At 60.3% G+C, this 21,184-nt stretch carries 18 protein-coding genes; 7 read left to right on the top strand and 11 right to left on the bottom strand.

What is annotated here, in order from left to right:
• The first annotated feature begins 3 nt into the window (after positions 1–3).
• The 3 genes from B5M07_RS18315 to B5M07_RS18305 are packed head-to-tail and all read left to right on the top strand — an operon-like array spanning position 4 to position 3,154.
• Entirely contained in the window at positions 4–738 is a 735-nt protein-coding gene (locus B5M07_RS18315) for a TrbG/VirB9 family P-type conjugative transfer protein (RefSeq protein WP_065331057.1), read from the top strand.
• A 2-nt stretch (positions 739–740) separates the two neighbouring features.
• Positions 741–2,165 (top strand): TrbI/VirB10 family protein, encoded by a 1,425-nt coding sequence (locus tag B5M07_RS18310; RefSeq protein ID WP_065331058.1) that lies wholly within the window; start codon positions 741–743, stop codon positions 2,163–2,165.
• A complete protein-coding gene (locus B5M07_RS18305) occupies positions 2,165–3,154 on the top strand; it encodes an ATPase, T2SS/T4P/T4SS family (RefSeq protein WP_065331059.1) in 990 nt (329 codons plus the stop codon). The genes B5M07_RS18310 and B5M07_RS18305 overlap by 1 nt, the downstream gene beginning before the upstream one ends.
• A gap of 139 nt (positions 3,155–3,293) precedes the next feature.
• Here B5M07_RS18305 and B5M07_RS18300 read toward each other — a convergent pair whose 3' ends face one another.
• From B5M07_RS18300 to B5M07_RS18265, 7 genes are all read right to left on the bottom strand, one after another.
• Positions 3,294–3,815, bottom strand: a complete 522-nt coding sequence (locus B5M07_RS18300; RefSeq protein WP_065331060.1) for a hypothetical protein — start codon at positions 3,813–3,815, stop codon at positions 3,294–3,296.
• A 179-nt stretch (positions 3,816–3,994) separates the two neighbouring features.
• Positions 3,995–4,936: a toll/interleukin-1 receptor domain-containing protein gene (locus tag B5M07_RS18290; protein WP_065331061.1), complete on the bottom strand. Its 942-nt coding sequence runs from the start codon at positions 4,934–4,936 to the stop codon at positions 3,995–3,997.
• A gap of 109 nt (positions 4,937–5,045) precedes the next feature.
• Positions 5,046–5,294 (bottom strand): hypothetical protein, encoded by a 249-nt coding sequence (locus B5M07_RS18285; RefSeq protein ID WP_065331062.1) that lies wholly within the window; start codon positions 5,292–5,294, stop codon positions 5,046–5,048.
• 394 nt (positions 5,295–5,688) lie between these two features.
• Positions 5,689–7,068, bottom strand: coding sequence for an SbcC/MukB-like Walker B domain-containing protein (locus B5M07_RS18280; protein WP_120352556.1), 1,380 nt, complete (start codon positions 7,066–7,068; stop codon positions 5,689–5,691).
• Positions 7,069–7,245: 177 nt separating this feature from the next.
• Entirely contained in the window at positions 7,246–8,517 is a 1,272-nt protein-coding gene (locus tag B5M07_RS18275; RefSeq protein ID WP_120350436.1) for an IS256 family transposase, read from the bottom strand.
• A 65-nt stretch (positions 8,518–8,582) separates the two neighbouring features.
• Positions 8,583–10,178, bottom strand: coding sequence for an AAA family ATPase (locus tag B5M07_RS18270; protein WP_120352555.1), 1,596 nt, complete (start codon positions 10,176–10,178; stop codon positions 8,583–8,585).
• Positions 10,175–11,266 carry an exonuclease SbcCD subunit D gene (locus B5M07_RS18265; protein WP_247740487.1) on the bottom strand — a complete coding sequence of 364 codons (1,092 nt, stop codon included), beginning with the start codon at positions 11,264–11,266 and terminating at the stop codon, positions 10,175–10,177. The genes B5M07_RS18270 and B5M07_RS18265 overlap by 4 nt, the downstream gene beginning before the upstream one ends.
• On the opposite strand from B5M07_RS18265, the gene B5M07_RS18260 reads away from it, so the two are divergent.
• From B5M07_RS18260 to B5M07_RS18245, 4 genes are all read left to right on the top strand, one after another.
• Positions 11,240–12,175, top strand: coding sequence for a WYL domain-containing protein (locus B5M07_RS18260; RefSeq protein WP_162619162.1), 936 nt, complete (start codon positions 11,240–11,242; stop codon positions 12,173–12,175). The genes B5M07_RS18265 and B5M07_RS18260 overlap by 27 nt on opposite strands.
• A gap of 359 nt (positions 12,176–12,534) precedes the next feature.
• Positions 12,535–13,749 (top strand): SIR2 family NAD-dependent protein deacylase, encoded by a 1,215-nt coding sequence (locus B5M07_RS18255; RefSeq protein WP_081285333.1) that lies wholly within the window; start codon positions 12,535–12,537, stop codon positions 13,747–13,749.
• A complete protein-coding gene (locus tag B5M07_RS18250; RefSeq protein ID WP_081285330.1) occupies positions 13,746–15,563 on the top strand; it encodes an ATP-binding protein in 1,818 nt (605 codons plus the stop codon). The genes B5M07_RS18255 and B5M07_RS18250 overlap by 4 nt, the downstream gene beginning before the upstream one ends.
• Complete coding sequence (locus tag B5M07_RS18245; RefSeq protein ID WP_065331067.1) at positions 15,563–15,772, top strand: KTSC domain-containing protein; 210 nt, start codon at positions 15,563–15,565, stop codon at positions 15,770–15,772. Before B5M07_RS18250 ends, B5M07_RS18245 begins: the two co-directional genes overlap by 1 nt.
• A 110-nt stretch (positions 15,773–15,882) precedes the next feature.
• Here B5M07_RS18245 and B5M07_RS18240 read toward each other — a convergent pair whose 3' ends face one another.
• The 4 genes from B5M07_RS18240 to B5M07_RS19530 all read right to left on the bottom strand — a co-directional run bounded on the left by B5M07_RS18240 (position 15,883) and on the right by B5M07_RS19530 (position 20,944).
• Entirely contained in the window at positions 15,883–17,796 is a 1,914-nt protein-coding gene (locus B5M07_RS18240) for a type IV secretory system conjugative DNA transfer family protein (protein WP_120352558.1), read from the bottom strand.
• 16 nt (positions 17,797–17,812) lie between these two features.
• On the bottom strand, positions 17,813–19,741 hold the full coding sequence (locus B5M07_RS18235) for a relaxase/mobilization nuclease domain-containing protein (RefSeq protein WP_065331069.1): 1,929 nt from the start codon (positions 19,739–19,741) through the stop codon (positions 17,813–17,815).
• Positions 19,734–20,354, bottom strand: coding sequence for a helix-turn-helix domain-containing protein (locus B5M07_RS18230; protein WP_065331070.1), 621 nt, complete (start codon positions 20,352–20,354; stop codon positions 19,734–19,736). The genes B5M07_RS18235 and B5M07_RS18230 overlap by 8 nt, the downstream gene beginning before the upstream one ends.
• A 413-nt stretch (positions 20,355–20,767) precedes the next feature.
• Entirely contained in the window at positions 20,768–20,944 is a 177-nt protein-coding gene (locus B5M07_RS19530; RefSeq protein WP_162931915.1) for a hypothetical protein, read from the bottom strand.
• Between the last annotated feature and the right edge of the window lie 240 nt (positions 20,945–21,184).

Here is a 21,184-nt window from a genome sequence, read left to right as displayed (position 1 = left end):
CAAATGAAATCCCTGCCTGCGCTCCTCACCACGTTTCTCCTGGCGCTTGCCCTTCCTGTTGCCGCCAATGCCGAAGCCACCCCCCAAGGCGGCCCGCTCGATATCCGCATCCGCACCGCCGTCTATAATGAAAACCAGGTCTACCGGATCGAGACCGATCTCAGGCATTCGACCACGATACATTTCGGGGCGGCGGAGCGCTTCGAGGCCGTCATAGTCGGCGACACCGAAAGCTTCCAGGTCGACCCGATCCCGGAGCTCGGCAATGTGCTCACGATCAAACCGCATGTGGCCAATGCCTCGACCAACATGACGGTCATCACCAACCGCCGCACCTATTCTTTCCATCTGCGCGAGGGCTCGATCCCGAACCGCACCGGCATGTTCTTCGAAGTCCGCTTCCGTTACCCCGACGAAGAACGCAGCGCGGCGGGTGCGACGCAGCCCAAGGGGTTCGAGGCCCCGCGCAACTACAACTACCGCGTCTCCGGCGAGGGCGACTTCCGCCCCAGCCATATCTATGACGACGGGCGCTACACATATTTTGTCTTCCCGGAGAACACCCGTCAGCCCGCCCTCTTCAAGGCCGATAACCAGGGCCGCGAGCGCACCGTTAACTGGACCCAACAAAGCAACACCGTCCGGGTGCTCGGGGTGAACACCTACTGGACGCTGCGCATCGGCGACGAGGCGATCTGCGCCTGGCGCGACGAGAGCGCCATCTATGTGAGCAACTGACCATGGCCGATCAACCCCCTCCCGACCTTCAGAACCGCCTTGATCAATTCAGCCAGCGCGGCAAGTCCAAGCGCCGCGGCAACAGCCTAGGGGTCGGCGCGCTCGCCGCCGCCCTCGCCCTTGGCGGTGCCGGGGTCGCGTATTTCCTGGCCACCGGCTTGCAGGAGGGCGACAGCGCGCTTGAGACCTCCGATGTCGAGACCTTCCAGGATCGCCGCCCCGGCACCGGTGGGCGGCTGGAGTTTCCACCCGATGAGACCGAACAACGGGTCAATGACGCGCTGATCGCCGTCGAAGAAGCGCTTGATGTGCCCGCCGCCCCTGCCCCCGAACCGAGCGCCGAGGTGCTGGCCGAGATCGCCAAGCTCCGCGAGGCCCTTGCCGCCAGCCAGGCCGCCCGCAACTCGGAAATCCAGTCCGCCGTTGCCGACCTGCGCGAAGCCTTCGATGAACAGAAGGCTGCATTGGAAGCGCTTATCGCTGAGAAAGAGGCAGAGCTTGCCAACCTGCAGCGCCAGACCGAGACCCGTATCGAGGGGCTTCAGGCCATGCTCGATGCCGAACGAGCGCAGCGCGAGGGGCTCGAGGCCGAGCTCGACCGCGAGGGGCTGATCGCAGACCAGCGCCTTCTCGAAGAACGCCGGCGTCAGGAAGAGGAGCAGCGCCAGCGCGAGGCCGAGCGGGTCGCCGAGGAACTTCTGACTGCGCAGATCAAATCCCCCGCCGTGGTCTATGCGGACGGTCCGCGCGGCGGCGCGAGTAGCGCGGCGGTGGCCGATCCGGCGGCCCCCGGCACCCAAGGGCCAACCCTCTCGGGCAATGAGCAGTTTTTGCAAAGCGCGCGCCCGCTCGAAGTGCAGGAGGCCGCCCGCCTCACCCATCCCGAGCGCACGCTGACGCAAGGCTCGGTCATCCAGGCCGCGCTCCAGACCGCCATCAACAGCGATCTGCCCGGGTCTGTCGTGGCGGTGGTCTCCGAGCCGGTTCCGGCGTTTTCCGGGGACCGGATCCTGATCCCCCGGGGCTCCCGCCTTTTTGGCCAATACCGTTCCGGGATCGAGATGCACCAGAAGCGTATCCTCATCCTTTGGACTCGCGTCCTGACGCCGGACGGCACCTCGATGGAAATCGCCGCCGTGGGCGGCGATCAACTCGGCCGCTCGGGCCTCACCGGTCTCGTCGACACCAAGTTCGCCGAGCGCTTCGGCGGGGCGGCGCTAATTTCCGTGATCGGTGCGGCACCTGCCGTTGCTGCGGAAAGCGCCAACAACGAAACCACCAGCATCGTCCTGGGCGATGTCGGCAGCGATCTGCAGGACGCAGTCGGTTCGGTCATCGCCGACCAGGTGTCGATCGCGCCCACGATTTATGTCGATCAGGGCGCCTCGGTCACCGTGCTCGTGGACCGGGATGTGGTGATCTACTGATGGATCAGGCGTCGCCAGCCTCCTACCTCGAGCGGTATCTTGACCCGTTCCGCGACCTTCTGCGCCGTGACGACGTGGTCGAGATCGCGATCAACCCGGATGGCAAAGTCTGGCTCGAGGTGGCGGGGGACGCCACCATGCGCCACGAAGGCCAGACCGTGGACCGGACCACCGCGCTCAACATGGCCCAAACCATCGTCGGTGACGCCAAGGCCCGCGTCTCTGAAAAGAACCCGCTCGTTTCCGGCAAGGTAGAATATGCGGGCCGCCCCCTCCGGGTCCAGGTCGCCGTGCCGCCCGCCATCGATCGCGGCGCCTCGATCACCATCCGTCTCTTCGCTTCGGGCAGCGTCCGGGACTACGCCCCGGCCTATCTCTTCGGCAAGGCCGTCTCGCTCGACGCGCTCCGCGCCGAGAAGATGAAGAACATTGCCAGTCTGGCGGGGGAGAACCTTGAGGCCGCGCTGCAAACCCTGGTCGAGGCACGGCTCAATGTCCTGATCAGCGGAGGCACCTCTACCGGCAAGACCACCTTCGCCCGCCACCTCCTGACGCATGTGAGCGAGCACGAGCGACTGATCACTATCGAGGACGCCTTCGAGCTCTTTCCCGGGCAGCCCAACACCGTCGCCCTTCTGGCCGACCGCGGTGCCGGTTCACAACGTAGCGCCAACGCCCTCCTGCAGGCCTCCCTCCGCATGCGCCCCGACAGGATCATCGTCGGCGAATTGCGCGGGGCCGAGGCCCTGACATATCTCGAAGCGATCAACACCGGCCATGGCGGATCGGTCTCAACCATCCACGCCGAAACCGCCGAACTCGCCATCGACCGGCTGGCGATCATGGTTCTGCAGGCTGGCACACCGCTGACCTTCGCCGAGGTGCGGGAATACATCCGGAAATCCATCGATGTGATCGTGCAGCTGGGACGGGCCGAGGGGAAACGGGGGATTACGGAGTTCTATCTGCCGGGTCGACGAAGCCATTGAAGGTTAACGGACTAATAGCAGATTAGCGACGTCTTGAGTGCAGTGATATCGGTGAAACGGTCGTTCACACATGGCGCAACGATCACCCTATGACATAGCAAGTATCTATTCCTGGCTTTGAAAGAGAAGTGGCTGTCGCCTAGACGCCGTGCTGAAAGATCGGGGGGCGCCCATTGTCCCAATCCTCTCGGTTCAAGAAGATTCGGTACCCTTTGAGGTGGAAGGCGGCATTTCCGAGATCCTTCACCGGATCTAGGGTGTCAACATGGATGAAGTGGCGATAGGCGACCCGGAATCCTTCGCCAGGTGCCGCACGGAAGTGAATGCCCTGGGGCCCGATCGTCAGGCATGCCTCTTGCTGCGGATCGTTCATCTCAGACAGCGAAGATGCCGTGAAATCCGGCTGTATTATCCAGTCGGTTCCAAAGGAGATACACCACTCGTCCGCTTCCCATTGGAATATCCGATGCCAAGTGGCTTCGCCTTCACGCCCGAAGTCAGGGTTCAATAGCAGAACCGTCGGCTTGTCGTTGGGCTGATCCAATGGTTCAGAAAGCTTAATGCCATAGATCGGTTGATGGCCGTACCTCTTGAGGAGAAACAGCGTACCCTTCGGCTCCTCGGCGAGAGCGGCTGATTTTGCGTTCAAAGTACTTCGCATGTGTGGACTCCCTCACGAGCCTTCATTCCCAACCCCTCCGGATATCGGTTCGATAACATTCGGGACAATGCACCGCGCTAGTCGGCCGCTTTTCACGGCGGGCCTCGCGACGTTCGTACTCATCAAGCACTTCGACTTCGAAGCGGTACCCACAATTGTTGCAGCGGAAATGAACACGCTCAGTCATAGCTGATACCTGCGTTACCAATGAACTCATTCCAGAGCACCTCAGCCGCTCGCTCTGGAGTCAGCCGTTCGTCAGCTCTACCGAAGACGTTCATGGTTTGAATCAGGAATTGCTCGTAATCATCGGCCGAAATGTTGAAACCGCCATTTGCTGTGTTGTCACCGGCGTTTTCGCTGAACGAGTAGTAAATATCGCCCAGGGCGACCTGCGAGCTCCGGCAGTGCACCGAGATGTGGGCCGTACCATTTCGATGTCCGCTGTTGACAACCGTTGCCCCAAAAGCGGTCGCACTTCTGTCAACGAAGCGTCCGCGCAATCCATCGATTAAGTCGATTTCGATGATCGCTCGTCGGAAGTAATCCTTGAAGGTGGCGAAGGCAGCATCGCGGAAATCACCCTTGTCGATTTGGTCGAACTGCCGCTTTGCGCGGTAGCGTGCCATCGAGGGGCGTGTGGCCGATGGCTCATCGGCTACTTTCGCCGCAGCTGTAGGTACGGCTTCAGCTTCGATGATGCGTCGAAGTTCCTGCACGACATTTAGGTAAGCGGTGTTTGGATTGGCCCAGGCGCTGATCGCCTTGCCGTCCGTCGGCACGGCCTTCAGTTGGCGCAACTCCCTCATCGCTTTCCAATCGCATTCCTCCACGATGATCGGCACTACACGGGCGGTCCCTGCGGCGTGGCGTTCAAGCGCGCGTCTCATTTCGCGCTCGACACAGTAGTCGGATGCGATGAAGTCGGGGCTCACCAGGAGCAGGAACAGGTCGGAAGCCTCAAGTTCCCGTTCAATCTCAGCGTCCAGTTCGCAACCAGCCAAGATGTTGCGATCATACCAGGTCTCAATACGCCCTTCCCTTGTAAGGTTCTTGAGGTGGACGTGCAGCCGATCAAGCGCGGCCTTGTCGCTATGAGAATAAGAAATAAATGCCCGCATCTGCTCAACTCAAATGTTTAATGTTTGTTCATGATTGACCCAAAGCGCTACCTACGTGAGACACGGCCTGTAGCGCTTGAACCCGAAACCACTGTTATACTGTTTACAGTCAGCGCTTCTTGTTCGACTGGGACAACACCGAAGCGGCAAGTGTCTTTGTCTTTTCAGAATAGCGATCGCTGCGAAGTACCTTTGACGCGAGGTCCTCCATTTCCGCTCCGGTTTGCCGATTGGTCTTTGACTGAGACAACGCCGAACCAGCAAGCTTGCGGGCGATCTGTGAAGAGCCAGGTTTGAAAAGGGTGTCTGCTGCAAGCGAGGCAACCTTGGTCGAAGTTCCTTTACGATTTACCGCCATACTATCCTCCATATGGTGTTTGGTTTGCTTCTAGTTACTAGATGTGGGATTTGAGCCAACTTTTCTCAAGCTTCATCAGTGACATTTTAAAATGGCAGCCTCGCCTCAAAAAGGTCTGGCGTGTCTTCGTCGCGCCGCCTGCTCAGGCCTTCACCAAGATGCAGGCACGGATGTTTAATACGTGTCAGGCCTTTGCCGCCCTCAAAATGGACCCACCCTCCTCTGGGCATGCCCACGCTTACGATCAGCGCCCCGCATATTGGACAAGTCCGCCTGAAGGATGCGCCCTTCTTGCTTTCACGATCGCCTCGAACTGCCCAACCTCCGCGAACGGATACCGTGCGCCCTGTCGACAGACGGCGGGTGTGTGCCTTCCTGTAATACCAACGGTCCGTCATCCCAGCCCCCTCCTTTCCTCGACCCGGCTGCCGCTTGGGGTCGAACGCACGTAGAAGCCTTGTGGAATAGCCTCTTGCACCAGCCCGACATGGGATATCAGGCCCACGGCACGACTGCCCTCTGTCAGCGCGGCAAGAACTTGGATCACCTGATCCAGTGTGCCCGCCCCATTTTCGGTGTCGAGGCTCCCAAAGCCTTCGTCGATGAATATTGTGTCCATCCGAATCCTGCCCGAAAGGCTCTCGACCACATCAGCGAGCCCAAGCGCGAGGGCCAGTGCCGCGATAAAGGTCTCGCCGCCTGACAACGTGGCTGTCGGGCGCGCCTTGCCGGTGTTGATGTCGAAGGCCTCGATTTCGAGCCCACGCTTGCCGCGACCGCCAGATGCCTCGAGCCCACGCGTTAGCCGGTAGCGACCACGTGTCATAGGGTCGAGCCTCATATTCGCCGCCTCAAGAACCTGGTCGAACATTGCTCCGATCGCGAAGGTCTCGAGTGTCATCTTGAAATCGTTCTTGCCGTTAGCCAGATCGGCCAGCCCCCGGAGCGGACCAGTCTCGGCTTCTAGCCGCTCGGTTTCGGCCAGAGCCGCGGCAAGCGATTCCTTGAATTTGGTCAGTGACGATACATCCGTTCTCGCTGTGGCAAGTGCAGCGTTGGCCGCGTTCAAGGTCTGGGTGGCGTCTGTCAACGCCAGCTGAAGCGGGGCAAGATCCGGGCGTTCACGATCTGCGCAAGCGGCTATGGCGTTATGCAATGTCGTGCGAGCAGCGATCAATCCATCGCGGTGATCGGTTACCTTCTTGCGGTCGGCGTCTAGAGTCGGGAAATGGCTCTTGCAAGCATCATATCCCGCTTTGTCCAGCCCAACCTCGGTAAGCCGAGCGACAAAATCACCTTGTGCCTTCTTCACGCGCTGCTGCTGCCCGTCGCGCGCCCGCTTCGCTGCTTCTAGCTGCTCTTGCGAACGGGTGAGCACCTCACTGGCGGCTCGGTCCTGTTGCGTCGCCACTTCCAGCGCCTCGGAGAGTTGCCTTTGCTCTCTCTGCAAAGCCTCCCGTCGAGCGACAACCGCCTCGGGCGTGCGCAGACCTTTCGGCAGGGCCTCAATCACTGTGTCCAGCTTGGCGCGCGCGCCGGCAAGAGCGGTCTCGGCTTTCCCCGCAGCGGTGCGCGCCGAAGCCTCGCCGGTTTCTGCCTCAGTCACCTTGCGCTTGAGCTCGGCCAACTGCTCCGCCATCGCGTCCAGATCAACCGCCTCTCCAAGCGTGGCGACGGTGCCTTCAATCCGCGCGATTTCGGCTTCGAGTTGCGCCAACGTGCGCTCAGGGCGCTCCTGTTCCTCCAGCGCCCGCTTCTTTTCGTCGAGCCGCATTCGGAAATTGCCGAGGTCGCTTTCGGCCCGAACTCTGGCTTCGGAGGCGATTCTAGCCTGAACCTGAGCGCTCCGAAACGCTTCTGTCAAACCAGATTGTTCAGGCGCACCATGGGCAGGCGCAGGATGATCATGGGAACCACAGGAGCTATGCTTGAATTTGGGTGACGCGCATCATCAGGCGGCGCGGTTTTCGGTGTCGTTGGTCACTTCGACACCGTCGTTGAATTTGATTCCTTCGATAACCTTTGGCAACTGATTTCTGCCCTTGAGGCGCAGCCATTTTTTCGATGCTGCCTGAATGAGGGTGAAAACCATCAGTTTTGCGGTCTTTTGTGACAGCGCCCCTTTGGTCCTCACCGTTCGGTGCCGAACAGTGGCGAACACGCTTTCAATCGGGTTCGAGGTGCGCAGATGGCCCCAATGCTCGGCTGGGAAGTCGAAGAATGCAAGCATCGCCTCTTCGTCCTTTGTCAGGCAGGCAACACCTTTTGGGTATTTGACGCCATACTTTTCGGAGAAAACTGCCAACGCAGCATCGGCTTCTGCGCGCGTTCCGGCGTGCTGGATGTCGTCCAGATCTGACTTGACCGCCGGGGCCATCTGCTTGGGAAAACAGTTCTGGACGTTCTTTACCTTATGCACCCAACACCGTTGGTGCTTTGTGCCTGGAAACGTTTTGTCCAGTGCGTTCCAGAACCCCATGGCTCCATCCCCAACCGCAATTTCCGGTGCGACGGACAGCCCGCGGCCTTTGATGTCGGTCAGCAACTCATGCCAGCTCTGCGCGCTCTCCCGCAGGCCGACCTGAAAGCCGATCAGCTCTTTCTTGCCCTCCGGTGTCGCGCCGATGATCACCAGCATGCATTCGGCATTTTCCTCCATCCGCGCCTGAAGATAAACGCCGTCCGCCCAAATGTAGACGTAGTGGCGGGCAGACAGATCCCGCCGTGCCCAGGCATCATATTGAACCTGCCATCCGGCAGTCAGACGCGAGATGACGCTTGGCGAGAGGTTGGGCGCATCCGGCCCCATGATGGCCGACAGCGCGTCCTGGAAATCGCCCGTCGATATGCCCTTCAGATAAAGAACAGGCAGCAGCGCGTCCAAGCTGATCGAGCGGCGCGCCCATTTCGGCAGAATGTTCGAGGTAAAGCGGATCTTTTCTGCCCCATCAGAGGACGCCATCCGGTCGCGCACCTTGGGCCGCTGGACATCCAGAGCACCGATCCCCGTCTGAATCTTCCGTTCAGGGCCAAATCCATGCCGCACAATCCGCTGACGCCCGTCTTCCAACTGCTCATCGGCAAAACTGGCGACAAAGGCATCAGCCTCGGCCTTCAGCGCTTCCGCCAGCATCCGACGAGCACCTTGCCGAGCAAGCTCTGTCAGCGGATCGACGATCGTTTCCGATTGGCGAAATGGCAGGATCGTTGTATCTTCCTTCATGGCGTATCGCTCCTTGTGAGGTTCTGGCCGGCTTTGACACCCGCCACGATACGCCGCACTTCAAATCACGCCATCACCCAAATTCCCGCATAGCTCGAACCACAGACAGGGCAGGGCGCCCCTTCGGTCAACTTTTCCGCGAGAATGATCGCTTGCGTGCGCGAAAGCCGTGCCTCGGCATCTACCAAGGTCGCATCAGCGGCTTGCGCCGCGTCGGTTCTTGTCGCCAGTTCACTCGATGCCGCTTCAACATTTCGTTGAGCATCCGCGACAGCTTCTTGCGCCCTAGCATACGCCGCTGCCTTGACCCTTTCTCGGTTGAACTCGGCCAGCTCACCGGTCAGCTGGCCTCGCTCCGTTTCGGTCTTTCGCGCTTGATCAAGCGCCAGATCGGTCGCATCGCGCTGAGACTTGAGCTTCTCTCGGGCATCAATGGCCTCGGTCAGAGCCTTCTTCGCTGAAGCTTCGTCCTTCACAGCGTCGTCAAACGCGCTTCTAAGATCCGCTGCCTGCCCGACCTGCTTCTCGATCGCCTCCAACCTTGTCAGGTCAGCCTGAACTTGTTGCCGTCGGTCCTCGCCAGACTGTGCCTCAGCAAGTTTCTTTTCCGCCAACTCCTTCGCGCCAGTGGCGATGTTGAGTTCCGCCTCGGCCTTCGTGACAGCCTCCACCGCTTTCAGGCTATCCTGCTCCGCATCGCACCAAGCCGTCTCAAGATCACGGGCCTGCAAGGCATTCCGGACAGCCTCAATGCGCTTGGCCAGCTCTTCGACCTCGATCGTTCTCTTTTCTAGATCATCGACAGCCTGCTGTGCCGTGTCGGCAGAAGAAAATGCCTTTTCGATTTGCTCGCCTTCGGTCAGAGCTTTGCGCGCAGCTTCGTTTGCCATCTCCGCACCACGCTGAACGCCCTGCTTTTCTTCGACTTCGGCTGCGGCTGCAGCAATCCCAAGTTCAAGCGCTTCGGCGCTCTCGAACCCGCGTTCCTCGAGGCGAGCCAGGTAGAGCGCGCGCTGGTCGCGCAACGCTCGTTCTGCCGCTGAGGCTTCTTCCTTCAGCCTTGCGGCGAGATCGCGATAGACCTTCACGTCGAAAAGATCCCGCAATATCTCGACCCGCTCATCCGTTTTTGCGGCCAGGAACGTCTCGAACTTGCCTTGCGGTAAGAGCACGATCTGTCGAAACTGATCTGCCCCGTAGCCAAGCAGCGCCTCGACCTGCTGCCCTACTAGCGAGACCTTCTTTTCCGCAATGACACGGCCGGACTGACTCGGACCAAGAGTGTCCACCGGAATCCCGGTGACGTCGAATAAAGAAGCTTCCGCCGCGTCCTCAGTGGTCCCTTCACCGCGTGCCTTCGGACGTTCCTGCGCCGGACGACGACGGATCAGGTAGGCCTTGGTGCCCAGCTCAAAGACAAATTCGACTTCGGTAGGTAGATCCGAAGCGGCGTGATCCGAGCGTAGTGAACGTGGTTCCTGATCAGTCCTAGTCGGCGCCCCGAATAGCGCGAAGGACATCGCCGAAAACAGCGTCGACTTTCCCGCGCCGGTCTGACCATAAATTCCAAACAGACCCGTCTCCAGCGCGGACCGGAAATCGACTACCTCGGTTGTGGCAAATGGCCCGAAGGCTTGAAGCGATAGGCGAATGGGTCTCATGTCTGCTCCTCCCCGGAGGCTACTGCGTGGAGCTTTTCCGCGACGATCGCGACTTCGGTGGCGTTTGGTTCCCGGCCGCGCACAACCTTCACGAAGTCGCCAATCATCTCGATCGGCGTCACAGTGGCCCGCCCGCTGCCGAGCGCCTCGGTCTCCGCCGCGCGCTCCTGCCGGGCATAGGCCAGATGGCAAGCATTGGGATAGGTCGCGCGCAACCGCTTCATCGGATCGATCAGAGGGTTCTCATCCGTCAGGATGGCCTGGATGAAATCATCAGACGGCGTTCCCTCCAGAAGTTCCGAGAATTCCCCGGTAAGCGAGCGCACTTGCCGGATCGGTCGGAACGGCACGGTGCGGATCTCGGCCCCTTCAGCCTGCAGATCGACGACAGTCATTGATTTTTCGTTTCCTGCCTCGTCGAACCCGAAAGCGAGCGGTGCGCCGGAGTAACGAATATGGCTCGCGCCCACTTCCTGCGGCTTGTGCAAATGTCCTAGTGCAACATAGTCCGCCCCGTCGAAGACATCGGAGGGAACAGTTTCGATACCCCCGACTCGCGTCAAGGCCCGCTCGGTCTCGCCAACCGCACCCCCCGCGACGAAAGCATGGGCCACGACGACCCAACGCGCCCCATCAGGCACCTGCCTCCTCGCCGCAGCGATCTGAGCGGCAACGACTTCCGCTGGCGCATTAATGCTTTCATCCCCGAACACCTCGCGTGCGGCGTATTCATAGGAAAAGGGCAGTGCGGAAAAGGCGATCTCGCCTTGCGCGTCACGCAGCACCAGTGGCGCCTCTACCGCGTCGGCAATCCCGCGCACCAGCACACGAGACGCGGTGGAAAAGACAGACATTGCCTCGATCCGGTCGCCAGAATCGTGATTTCCAGAGATCATCACCACAGCGGCTTCGGTCTCCTCCGCCACGCGCTTGAGAAAACGATTGAACTGCCGGATCGACGAATTGGGCGGCGAGGCACGGTCAAAAACGTCCCCCGCAATGACAAGAACATCGGCCCGTTCGGCCACAAGCGCTTCAAGGATCTGACCCAGGATAACCTCATGATCATCCTCGAGGCTCAACCCCATGAACTGCCGCCCCAGGTGCAGATCTGCTGTATGAAGTATTCGCATCCGATCAATCCATTTTCTATACGTATAGTAAATGTATGGACCTTGCGCGCCGAGTCAAGTACTGCTTCGTGCATGAGCCTAGAAGACCTCAAACACGCGCAACGCGAGCGAATTTTGTTCCTCGATCAATGCCTGACCTGGAGAGGTCAGGCGAACCGTCGTGACTTGATGGAACGATTCAATATCTCGATGGCACAGGCTGCCGTTGACTTTCGAACCTATCTCTCTCTGACGAACACGCCGCCAGTCTATGACGCCGGGGAGAAGGCCTACTTCTCGACCGGCGACCACTGCGCATTGACTGAGGCTGGCCCGGAACAAGTTTTCGAATTGCTCGATGGCAAGGCGGCATCGCTTGGCGCGAGCATCCCGCTTCCCACTCGCGTGATGGATTCCACCGTCGTCGCACAGCTCTACCGCGCGATGAAGGGCGAACGAGACATCCAGATCACCTACACCTCGATGTCAAGCGGCCTCTCCGACCCTCAGTGGATCAGTCCAGTTCAGTTTCATTTTGACGGAGAGGCAATCTATCTCCGCGCATGGAGCTATAAGCACAGTGCGTACCGCGATTACCTCCCAATACGAATAGCGAAACAAACTGAGATGAAAACGCGGGAGCGGCCTGCTCCCCTGCCTTTTGACACGGACTGGAATAGCTTAGTGCGCTTGTGGATACGCCCGCGTTCAGATCTATCCGATGCGCAAGCTCGAGCCGTCCGGCTAGAGTATGGCTTTGACGACAAAACGCATTTGCTGATCGAAACGCGTAAGGCGCTCGCATTTTATGTCGTAAGACGATGGCGCCTCGATGACGAAAAAGCTCGGCTAGAATTAGATAGGATGGAAGAATTGGGTGCGTAAAGTACGCCCTGCGCGAAAAAACTGCAAATTCAATGCCGAACAGGATGATATAAAACAGTGGCCCTGTCTGCATCTGTACGCCAACATGAGCCTAATGAAACTGACATAGTAAGCTGACATCTTAATTTCCGCATGACGGAGGCAAGGCATTTCGGCCAAGTGGGATACAGAACGCACGACAGACACGCCCCCTGCGCACACTATCCAAACTGCGCTGCTAACAAGCGCAACAAGCTTCAATGCGGTTGGAAAGCCGGAGCCTTTTCAGACGGCCGCCGTAGACGGGCGAGATCGAGCGTGGAATATTGAACCAAGTGCTAGATGCGAGGATGCAGAAGCAAGTGTTGAGGGAGCGTAAGTTGACTGTCAGTGTTCATAATCCCGATCAGTATATGGCGGCGCTTAGGACGATCGTCGCGCAGGGCCGGAAGCGGATCGGGCTGTTGGTTGGCGCTGGAGCTTCTGCCGGAATGGCAAAACCCGATGGCACCTATCCGCTCATCCCGGCAGTTGCGGGGCTCACGGACCAAGTTCTCACGACACTTGCCCCAACCTATCAAAAACAGATTGATGGCCTGAAAGCCGAACTCGCGCAGCATGACATCGAGACGATCCTTTCGAGGATTCGCTCTCTGAGCCAAGTGATTGGTTCGTCGAAAGTCCACGATCTCGACGGCCCAGGCTTTGCGACCTTCGGAGAAGCGATCTGCTCCGAGATAGGCAAGATCGTGGACGTCCGATTGCCCGAGACTGGATCAGCATATGCAGATCTCGTGAATTGGATCACGGGCACAACGCGTGACTATCCCGTTGAAATTTTCACCACGAACTACGACTTGTTGTTCGAAGAAGCGTTCGAATCCGTACGAGCGCCGTACTTCGATGGCTTCACGGGTGGTCGCGAACCATTCTTCGACCCCGTCTCAGTGTCGCGCAGTGATCTTCCCGCGCGCTGGACGCGGCTATGGAAGCTCCATGGATCGCTCGGCTGGCGCGCTAGCTCTAAGGGCGAAGTAATTCGCACGGGCCAAAGCTCAGCAAGTCACCTCGTCTTCCCCGAACACCTGAAATACGATCAAACACAGAAAGCGCCCTACGCAGCGTTGCTCGATCGCCTTCGTACGTTCCTGCTCACCCCCGACACGCTACTCATTTCTATCGGATTTTCTTTTGCCGATGCACACATCGCGGCCCGGATAGATGAAGCGCTCGCAGCCAATCCATCCTCCAGCGTATTCGCATTCCAGTACAAGATTCTAGATGAAGAGGGTCCGGCGTGCGACCTCGCGCGCCGTCTGCCTAACTTTAGCGTCTATGCACGTGACCAGGCCAAGGTGAACGGCACGCGCGGCGCATGGAAAGCTCCGGCCGAACTTCCGAGCAAGGATTGGGGGCCGATAAGGTCAACCTACATGGACGACAAAGGAAACTTCACGCTCGGTGCAATAGAACCCTTTGCTCGCTTCTTCGCGGCATCACGATCGGTTCAAGCATTTCCGACACAACCGGATCTTGCAGCATTGGCAGCGGAGGCGCCACCACCGACAGCCGCCACCGCGTCGGAGGCCAAATGAACGCCCCTACTCTTCTCGGCCATGTCGGCTCTGTCGCCGGTTCGACCGTAAGTGTGCGTCAATTCGAGGGCGTTGCTTCGGGCATTGCGATCATCGGAGGACGAAGCTACCGGGTAGGTCAGGTCGGCAGCTTTGTGCGGATACCACAGGGGTATCATGATCTTTATGCTATCATATCAGAGGTCGGGGCAAGTGCGACACCGGTGACGCTAGTCGATGCGCTAGACCGCGGCGAACGATGGCTAACCGTTCAGCTCATTGGCGAGATTGTCGAGGCCTCGTTTGAGCGAGGCATCAGCCAGTATCCGAACCTGAACGATGAAGTGCATCTGGTCACAGAAGAGGATCTGGCCAAAATCTACGGTGCAGAGTTTTCCGGACAAGTGATAGTCGGGCGACTTGCTAACGCCGAGAGCATTCCGGTCCGCCTGGACCTCGACAAGCTAGTCACGCGCCATAGCGCAGTGCTCGGCTCTACCGGGTCGGGCAAGTCCACGACTGTCTCTAGCTTGTTGCGGTCAATCTCGGCGCCTGACGGAGCAGGCTTTCCGAGCGCGCGGATCCTCCTACTCGATATCCACGGCGAATATGCCAGCGCGCTCGCCGACAACGCTGAGATTTTTCGGATTACACCCGGAGTCGGCGAGAAGCAGCTGGTCATTCCGTACTGGGCACTACGGCCGGCCGAAATACTCAACTTTCTGTGCGGGAAGTTGGATGATCGCGCAACGACCGCAATACTCGACAAGATCTTCGCAGCCAAAAGCGCGATTGCTCAAGCAGACAATTTGCCTGGTGTCGATCTGAATTCAATGACCGTCGACAGCCCTATTCCGTACAGCTTGCGAAACCTGTGGCTCGAGCTGATCGAACCAGAAGTCAAAACCTGGCTCGATCAGGCCAAGACACAACCGGCGATCATTCAGCCCGGCGACGCGACCACGCTTCGTCAACCAGCCTACCAGCCGCACACAACAACGAATTCAGCACCTTACCAGAACAACGTCGGTGTGCTCGGAATCCGCAAGCAGCTCGACCGAATGCGATCACGTATGCTCGATCGTCAGTTCGAGTTCCTGCTCAAGCCCGGTGAATGGGAGCCTGACCTGACGGGCCACGTAACGAACGACCTTCCATCCCTCCTCGAAAGCTGGATTGGCCACGAGAAAGCGATAACGGTGCTTGATCTGTCGGGTATTCCTAGCGCGGTTCTTCTAGATTTGATCGGGGCGATTCTGTCGATTATCTATGAAGCGCTCTTCTGGGGTCGCGAGCGCGATGAGGGCGGCCGAAAGCGGCCTCAACTCGTCGTTATGGAGGAAGCTCACCGGTATCTTGGTCGAGAATCCGACAACCCTGCGCGCGAAATGGTTCAGAGAATCGCGAAAGAGGGACGCAAGTTCGGTATTGGTGCAATGATCGTCAGCCAGCGTCCTTCGGAAATTGACGACACCATTCTCTCCCAGTGTGGGACTTTTGTCGCGTTGCGCCTCACCAATTCCACTGACCGCAGCAAGGTACAAGCCGCTTTGCCCGATAACCTGAGCGGTATCGCCGATAGCCTCTCGGTTCTAAGGACCGGCGAAGCAATAATAACCGGCGAGGCTGCACGGCTTCCAGTGCGCTGCCGCGTCACTCTCCCACCCAAAGACCGTCGTCCAAACAGCGAAGATCCGCTTGTAGCGGACAGCTGGAAGCGCCCCAGGGGCCCTGAAAACTATGATGAGCTTGTCGCGGTATGGCGTGCGCAGGATCCAAAGTGGAAGCCACCAGAAGTGGGCGAGAACGAAGACGAGAACGAGGGAGAAATTTGATGGAACGACAGCCAGTAACTTCCAGCAACTTGGCTGAGGTCGGGTATGACCCGGAATTAGAAACGCTCGAGGTCCAATTCAGGCATGGCGGCGTTTATCAGTATTTCAACGTGCCTGCCTTCATGTACGAGCGTCTCATGTCCGCTGACTCACTAGGTCGTTTTTTCAACGCGGAAATAAAGGGGCACTACCCCGAGGCGAAGATCTAGCGCGCTGCGTTGAAATGACTTTGAAGTTTTCAAGCCGCATTGAGATGCATCTCAAGCGCGCTTGTCTCCAATCAGTCCCAAGGGCAAAGCTGCCTACAAGATTGTCGCGCTCACCCACCCAACAATTCCTCGATGAAATCCTCCTGCCGGTCGAGTGCCGCCTCCCATTCCTTCGGCACGGCGGCTTCCCGATCGAGCGTCCCGGGCTCAGGCTGCCCGCGCCCAGCCTCCATCGTCCTCACGCTCATAGCGCGCGCTTCGCGACGCTGCGAGCGATCCCGGACAGGCGCGCGTTCGGCTGGTTTCGCCTGCTCGTCTGCGCCGGCCTCGTCTTCACCGTCGCTGCCCCATGGCCCCACGCCCTGCACATTCGGCGGATAGGGGAAGGGCTTGCCCTCCTGCCGGGCCAACATCTCTTTGAAGAAGGGATCGTCGTAATACTTGATCCGGCTCGCCTTGATCGGATGCTGGGGCGAGGCGAGGATGATGACCTCGTCGGGATCCATCAGGCGCGCTTCGGTCTCGGAAAGCAGCGGCCGCTCTTCCAGCCGCGCCGAGGTCGAGGTCGCGCCAAGGAACCCCTTGTTGCGACCATACATCCGGGTCACGGCCTCGCGGGTGGTACTGCCGACGGCGGCCGAAACCTCCTTTACAGTGCGCTGGTCACGCGGGGTGATGTAGAGCTTAAGCCCGGCCCCGTTCTCGAGGCTTTCGCGGCCCTCGGGCCCGTAGATCCTGTCAAGCGAAGCCAGTGACTGCGCAATCATCGCAACCCGGCCGCCGTAGCTCGCCAGCGAATGGATCGCGCGCTCGAGATAGGGCATCGCCCCCATCTGCTGGAATTCGTCGATCATCATCATGACCGGCCAGGGCTCATCCGGGCCCGGCTCGTTCAGGCGGATCGACGCGATGAGATCGGCGAACATCAGGCGCAGGAGCGGCGCCAGGGTCGCGATGTGATCCTCGGACACCGCGATGTAGAGCGACTGCGGGGTCTTCCGAAAGGTCGAGAAATCGAAGTCACTCGCCTCGGTCGCGGAGCGGACCGCCGGGTTGTCCCATTGCTTGAGACCGGCGGTCATCAGCGCCTGGATGTTCGAGGTTAGCAGCCGCGACGAGGCCGAGGCCGCATTGGTCCAGAGCTCGCGCAGGATGTCTTCCTCGGCCTCGTCTGCATAGGTCTTGTACTGGGCGTTCTTGTATTCGCCCCCGGCGACGATCTTGTTTACCTCGCCGAGGTTCGGCGTGCCACGCTGGATCGCCAGCAGGCAGGCCGCGACAAAGATCGACTTGCCAGCCTCGGAGAAGGTGTCGAGCGTCTTGTTGTCCTTGTCGAGGAAGAGGTCGGCGAGGATCGAGACCTCGGTGAAGCGCTGTGCGAAGCTCGGGGCCTTTGCGATCCGCGCGAGCGGGTTGTAGCGATGCGTGGCATTGGCCCAATCAAACGGGCTGAAGCGATAGACCTCGTCACCGTTCAGCGCCCTGAGCCGCGCGGTCTTCTCAAAGTTCTCGCCCTTCACGTCGAGCACTACGACCGAACCCGCGAAGCTCAGAAGGTTCGGGATCACGAAACCCACACCCTTACCGGCACGGGTCGGCGCCACCATCATCACATGCGGGATTATCGTCGAGGAAATGAACTCCGCCTTCGAGGTCGGCGCGCCAAGCTTGCCGCAGACAAAGCCCTTGCCGGGGGCCTGGAGCATGTCGTTCTTCTTCAGCTCCGCCTTGGTCTGCCAGTGAGCCGAGCCGTAGTCGTCGCGCTCCTTCTTCCAGGTCCAGGCCAGCGCCAAGACGCCGAGACCAATTGCGCCAAAGCCGACGGCGCCGAAGCCAACCTTGAAGGCTTCGGGATGTGCCGCGCGGGTGCCGGCGCTCGCCTTCCAGAGCGCCAACATGTCGAAGCTCTGAAACCCGGTTTTCAGGGCCAGGGTCAGGTAGAAGGCGGCAACGATGGTGCCGATGACGGCGCCGCAGATCACACCAAAGAGGAGCGCGGCCCAGAGGGGGAGTGTCTTGGTCATGGTGGTCATCTCCCCCTTAGAATTCCATATCGTCATCGAGACCGCGGTCCCGACCGAGATTACGTCCCAGCTCCTGGGCCTCCTGCTGGCCGCGCAGCCGCGCCACTTCGGTCGCCTTGTCCTGCTGCAACCCGGCGGCACGGTCGGTGAAGACCTGGTCGCCCGTTTCCTCAAACGTCATTTCGAGGAATTCCTGCGTGACGGTGATCTGGTCAAGCTTGCTCGGCAGGGCCGCATCCAGCACCTCGTAGTTGCCACGGCGTAGCTCGGCCAAGCCTTCTTCTCCCAACTCCTTGAAGAGTTCGGATTGCAGGGTCCGCTCGACGGTCTCTTCCTGTTCCTCGGTGAGCTTGCCGTCCCGCAGCATGTCGGCGAGGTCCTGCAGGTAGGGATTGGGCGTCCGGTCATCCTCGTCGATGAGGGGCAACGTCGCCTCCTCCTCGTCCGCGAGGGTTCGGCCGATCTCGACGCCCATCTCCTTCGCCCGCTCCATCAGCGCATCCATTACGCCGTCGACCTTTTCCAGCGCGACGTCGAGCTGGTCGTCACTCGCGGTCTCCACGCTGAGGCCATCCTTCGCGAGCACCGCGTTCATGTCCCGCTCAACCCAGTCCTGCGCCATGCCGTAGTTGCGCGTGCCACCCGCCGCGATCCGGGCCAACAATTCCTCGCTGTCCATGCCCACCTCCTCGGCGCGCTCGAGTACCTCGCGCAGCCCGTCGTCATTGCCGGACCGCAGCGCGGCGATCAGCACCTCGCTGCCCGCCCCCGGCGGATAGGGTTCTTCGAGCTGCTTGCCAAAGCGCGCGCGCAGGTCCGGGTCCGGCACCATCTGCGAGAGGTCCGCGATGATCGGCGCGGCCTTGGCTTCAAAAGCGGCCCGCTCGGCCGGGTCCAGTTCCTCGGCCTTGAGCCTCAACGCCTCGATCGTGCGCTCGGAATAGTCGATCGCGTCACCGACGGTCTTGATGTCCTTCATGTCTATCTCTCCTTCGGTGAAGTTCCACGGCGTGCCGGAGCCAAGCCCGTCCGCCATGCCGCGGACCGCACGTGCCATGTGGCGCTGGTCCATCCGGTCCAGCAGGTCGGCGAGGTTCTTGTAGTCCTTGGCGAAGCCCACCACCTGCGCCTGCGCGATGGCGGATTCCTGGGCCGTCATGACGATCTCGCGCGGCAGCCTTGCCTCTTCCTTCGCGCGGTAGATCTCCTCGATGCCGGCGGGCTTCTCGAAGATGCCACGCTCGAGCCGGGTGGTGGCGTCGAGCATGACACCATAGCGCTCCGCGATCTCAGCCTGCTTCTCGCGCATGAGCTGCGGCGACATCACGCCCTCCGCCCAGCAGGAGAACCAGGTGCCCTTCTCGACGCCGCGGTTGTTCAGGATGATATGGGCGTGCTTGTGCGCCCGGTCGTCATGGACCGCGAGAACATAGTCCCACTGATCGCCATATTCGCCGCTCTCAAAGAAATGCTCCGTCCAGTCCATCGCGATGTCGCGCACCTGGTCGATGGATACGTCGGTCGGGAAGGACAAAAGCATGTGTGAGGTGAACCCGAGCTTTGTCGAGCCGCGCCAGGTCCCGGCCCAGTCCTCGATGATGTCCTCTTTCTGCTCGTCGGAAAGCACCGCCGCATCGGTCAGCGCATTGGTCATCGTCGAGTAGGTATAGACCGCCTTGTCGTTGATGTAGGAAATCTGCGCCCCGAGCGAAGCACGCGTCTTGCAGCCTCCGGCTCGGATCCGTTTGAAGACCGCCGCCCGGCTCTGACCCGACGCTGCCTTCAGCGCGTTGCGCGCCGACATGGATCCGACGCGCGCGAAACTCCGTCCCTGGCGTCGTCCCGCCAGCCGGGCGTCGATCCGCGCCGCGGCCTGACCTCGGATGCGCTCATCCTCCCAGAGCCGCCCCATGACCGAGGTGTAGAGGGCGAGGGGATCAGCCATTTCTGACGAGCCTCAATCCGCGTTCGATCGCGCGCGGGCCATCCTCCAGAACCGCGCTCTCCGTCCCCTGCCCTTCTTCCTTTAGCGGCCACTCCTGATGACGCAGCACCTGCGCCGCATCCTTCATCCGACCCATCTCACGGCTCATCGACTGCGCCAGATCAAGCAACTCGATCAGCATCGCGCGGTCGGCGTCCGAGACCTCCAGCCGACCGCGATGGACCACCTTGGCAAGCACCAATCCGGCGTCGCTCACATCCTTCGCTTGACGCCATGCGGCGCAGAACTCCGCAATCAGGTCACGGGGCACATCGAGAAATCCGCACCGTCCGCGCAGCACCGCATTCAGCGCCTGGGATCGGTTGGCAAAGCCCCGTTCGCGCCAGTCCGCGTCGAAGGCATCGAGCTCGGATCGACTGGCCCGGAAGGCCACCGTCTCGCTCGGATCGCGCACCGCGAGCCCCTCGCCCGCCTCCTCTTTCGCGAGCCGGTTCACGTGGCGCGGAGAGATGCCGAACGCCGCCGCCAGATCCTTGGCACTCTCGCCCGCCGCGAAGCGCCGCGCGACTTCGATGCGCTCTTCAAGCTTCAGGTTTTTCGCTGGCCTCGGCACGGGTCAGACCCCCTCGGACAAAATGTGCAAACATTGGCCATATCCTGCCAACGTCTTCCTTCTCTCCTTCGCTTATACTTCAATACATCACATTGCGCAATATTACGTTTTGCATGTTGTGTCTTTTTGCGGGCATTGGACGCCGTCAAGACCCCGCGTCGCGGCGCGACCTGGAACGGGTCCCGCCCTCATCGATGCAGGACAACCAGGTCGAAAAAGCTTCCGAAACTTGTGTTCAAGACGCACGCGACGACAGACAAACCGAACGCTCGAGCCGGTCACGGATCGGGCGCCAGAAACACGAAAATGGCCCGCGCTGGATGGCGCGGGTCGCACCCTCTGAGGGCGTCGCGAAGCTTCTTAGAGACGGCGTCAGAGCCCTGTGGATCCGAAGACCCGCAGGGGTGTCTGGGTCAGTGACCCAGTCCCTGATTGCGTAGGTCGTCGTAGCGGCTGCGGGCGATCAGAGCCTCGGTCTCGAGGCTGTCGAGTAACTCGGGATGGGCGTCTTCATCAAAGGCGGCGAGGTAGGCATCGAAGGCAATGTCGGCTTGCAGTTCGGCGAGGTCGATGGATTGTTCGAGTGTCATGGTGTGATCCTTTCCGTTGATCGTCGTTGGACGGATCGTGGAAAAGACCGGGGGCATGAGAGCGGGCTGCACCCGGCACGGGGCGGAATGAAATGGAGCACGCCGAGGGCAGGTTTGTTGTGAGCGGTGCCTCGCAGCGCTCAAGGCGCAGCCGTCCAGAAACCTGTCCCCGGCGTTGCCGACCGCTCGACCCCGGGCTAGCGATCTGAAAGGCCAACAGGTCGACGGAAAGGCGCGCGG

The sequence above is a fragment of the Sulfitobacter sp. D7 genome (assembly GCF_003611275.1).
GTDB classification, from domain to species: Bacteria; Pseudomonadota; Alphaproteobacteria; order Rhodobacterales; family Rhodobacteraceae; genus Sulfitobacter; species Sulfitobacter profundi.
Note: the sequence above shows the minus strand (reverse complement) of the source record. Positions and strands in the feature narration are given on the sequence as shown.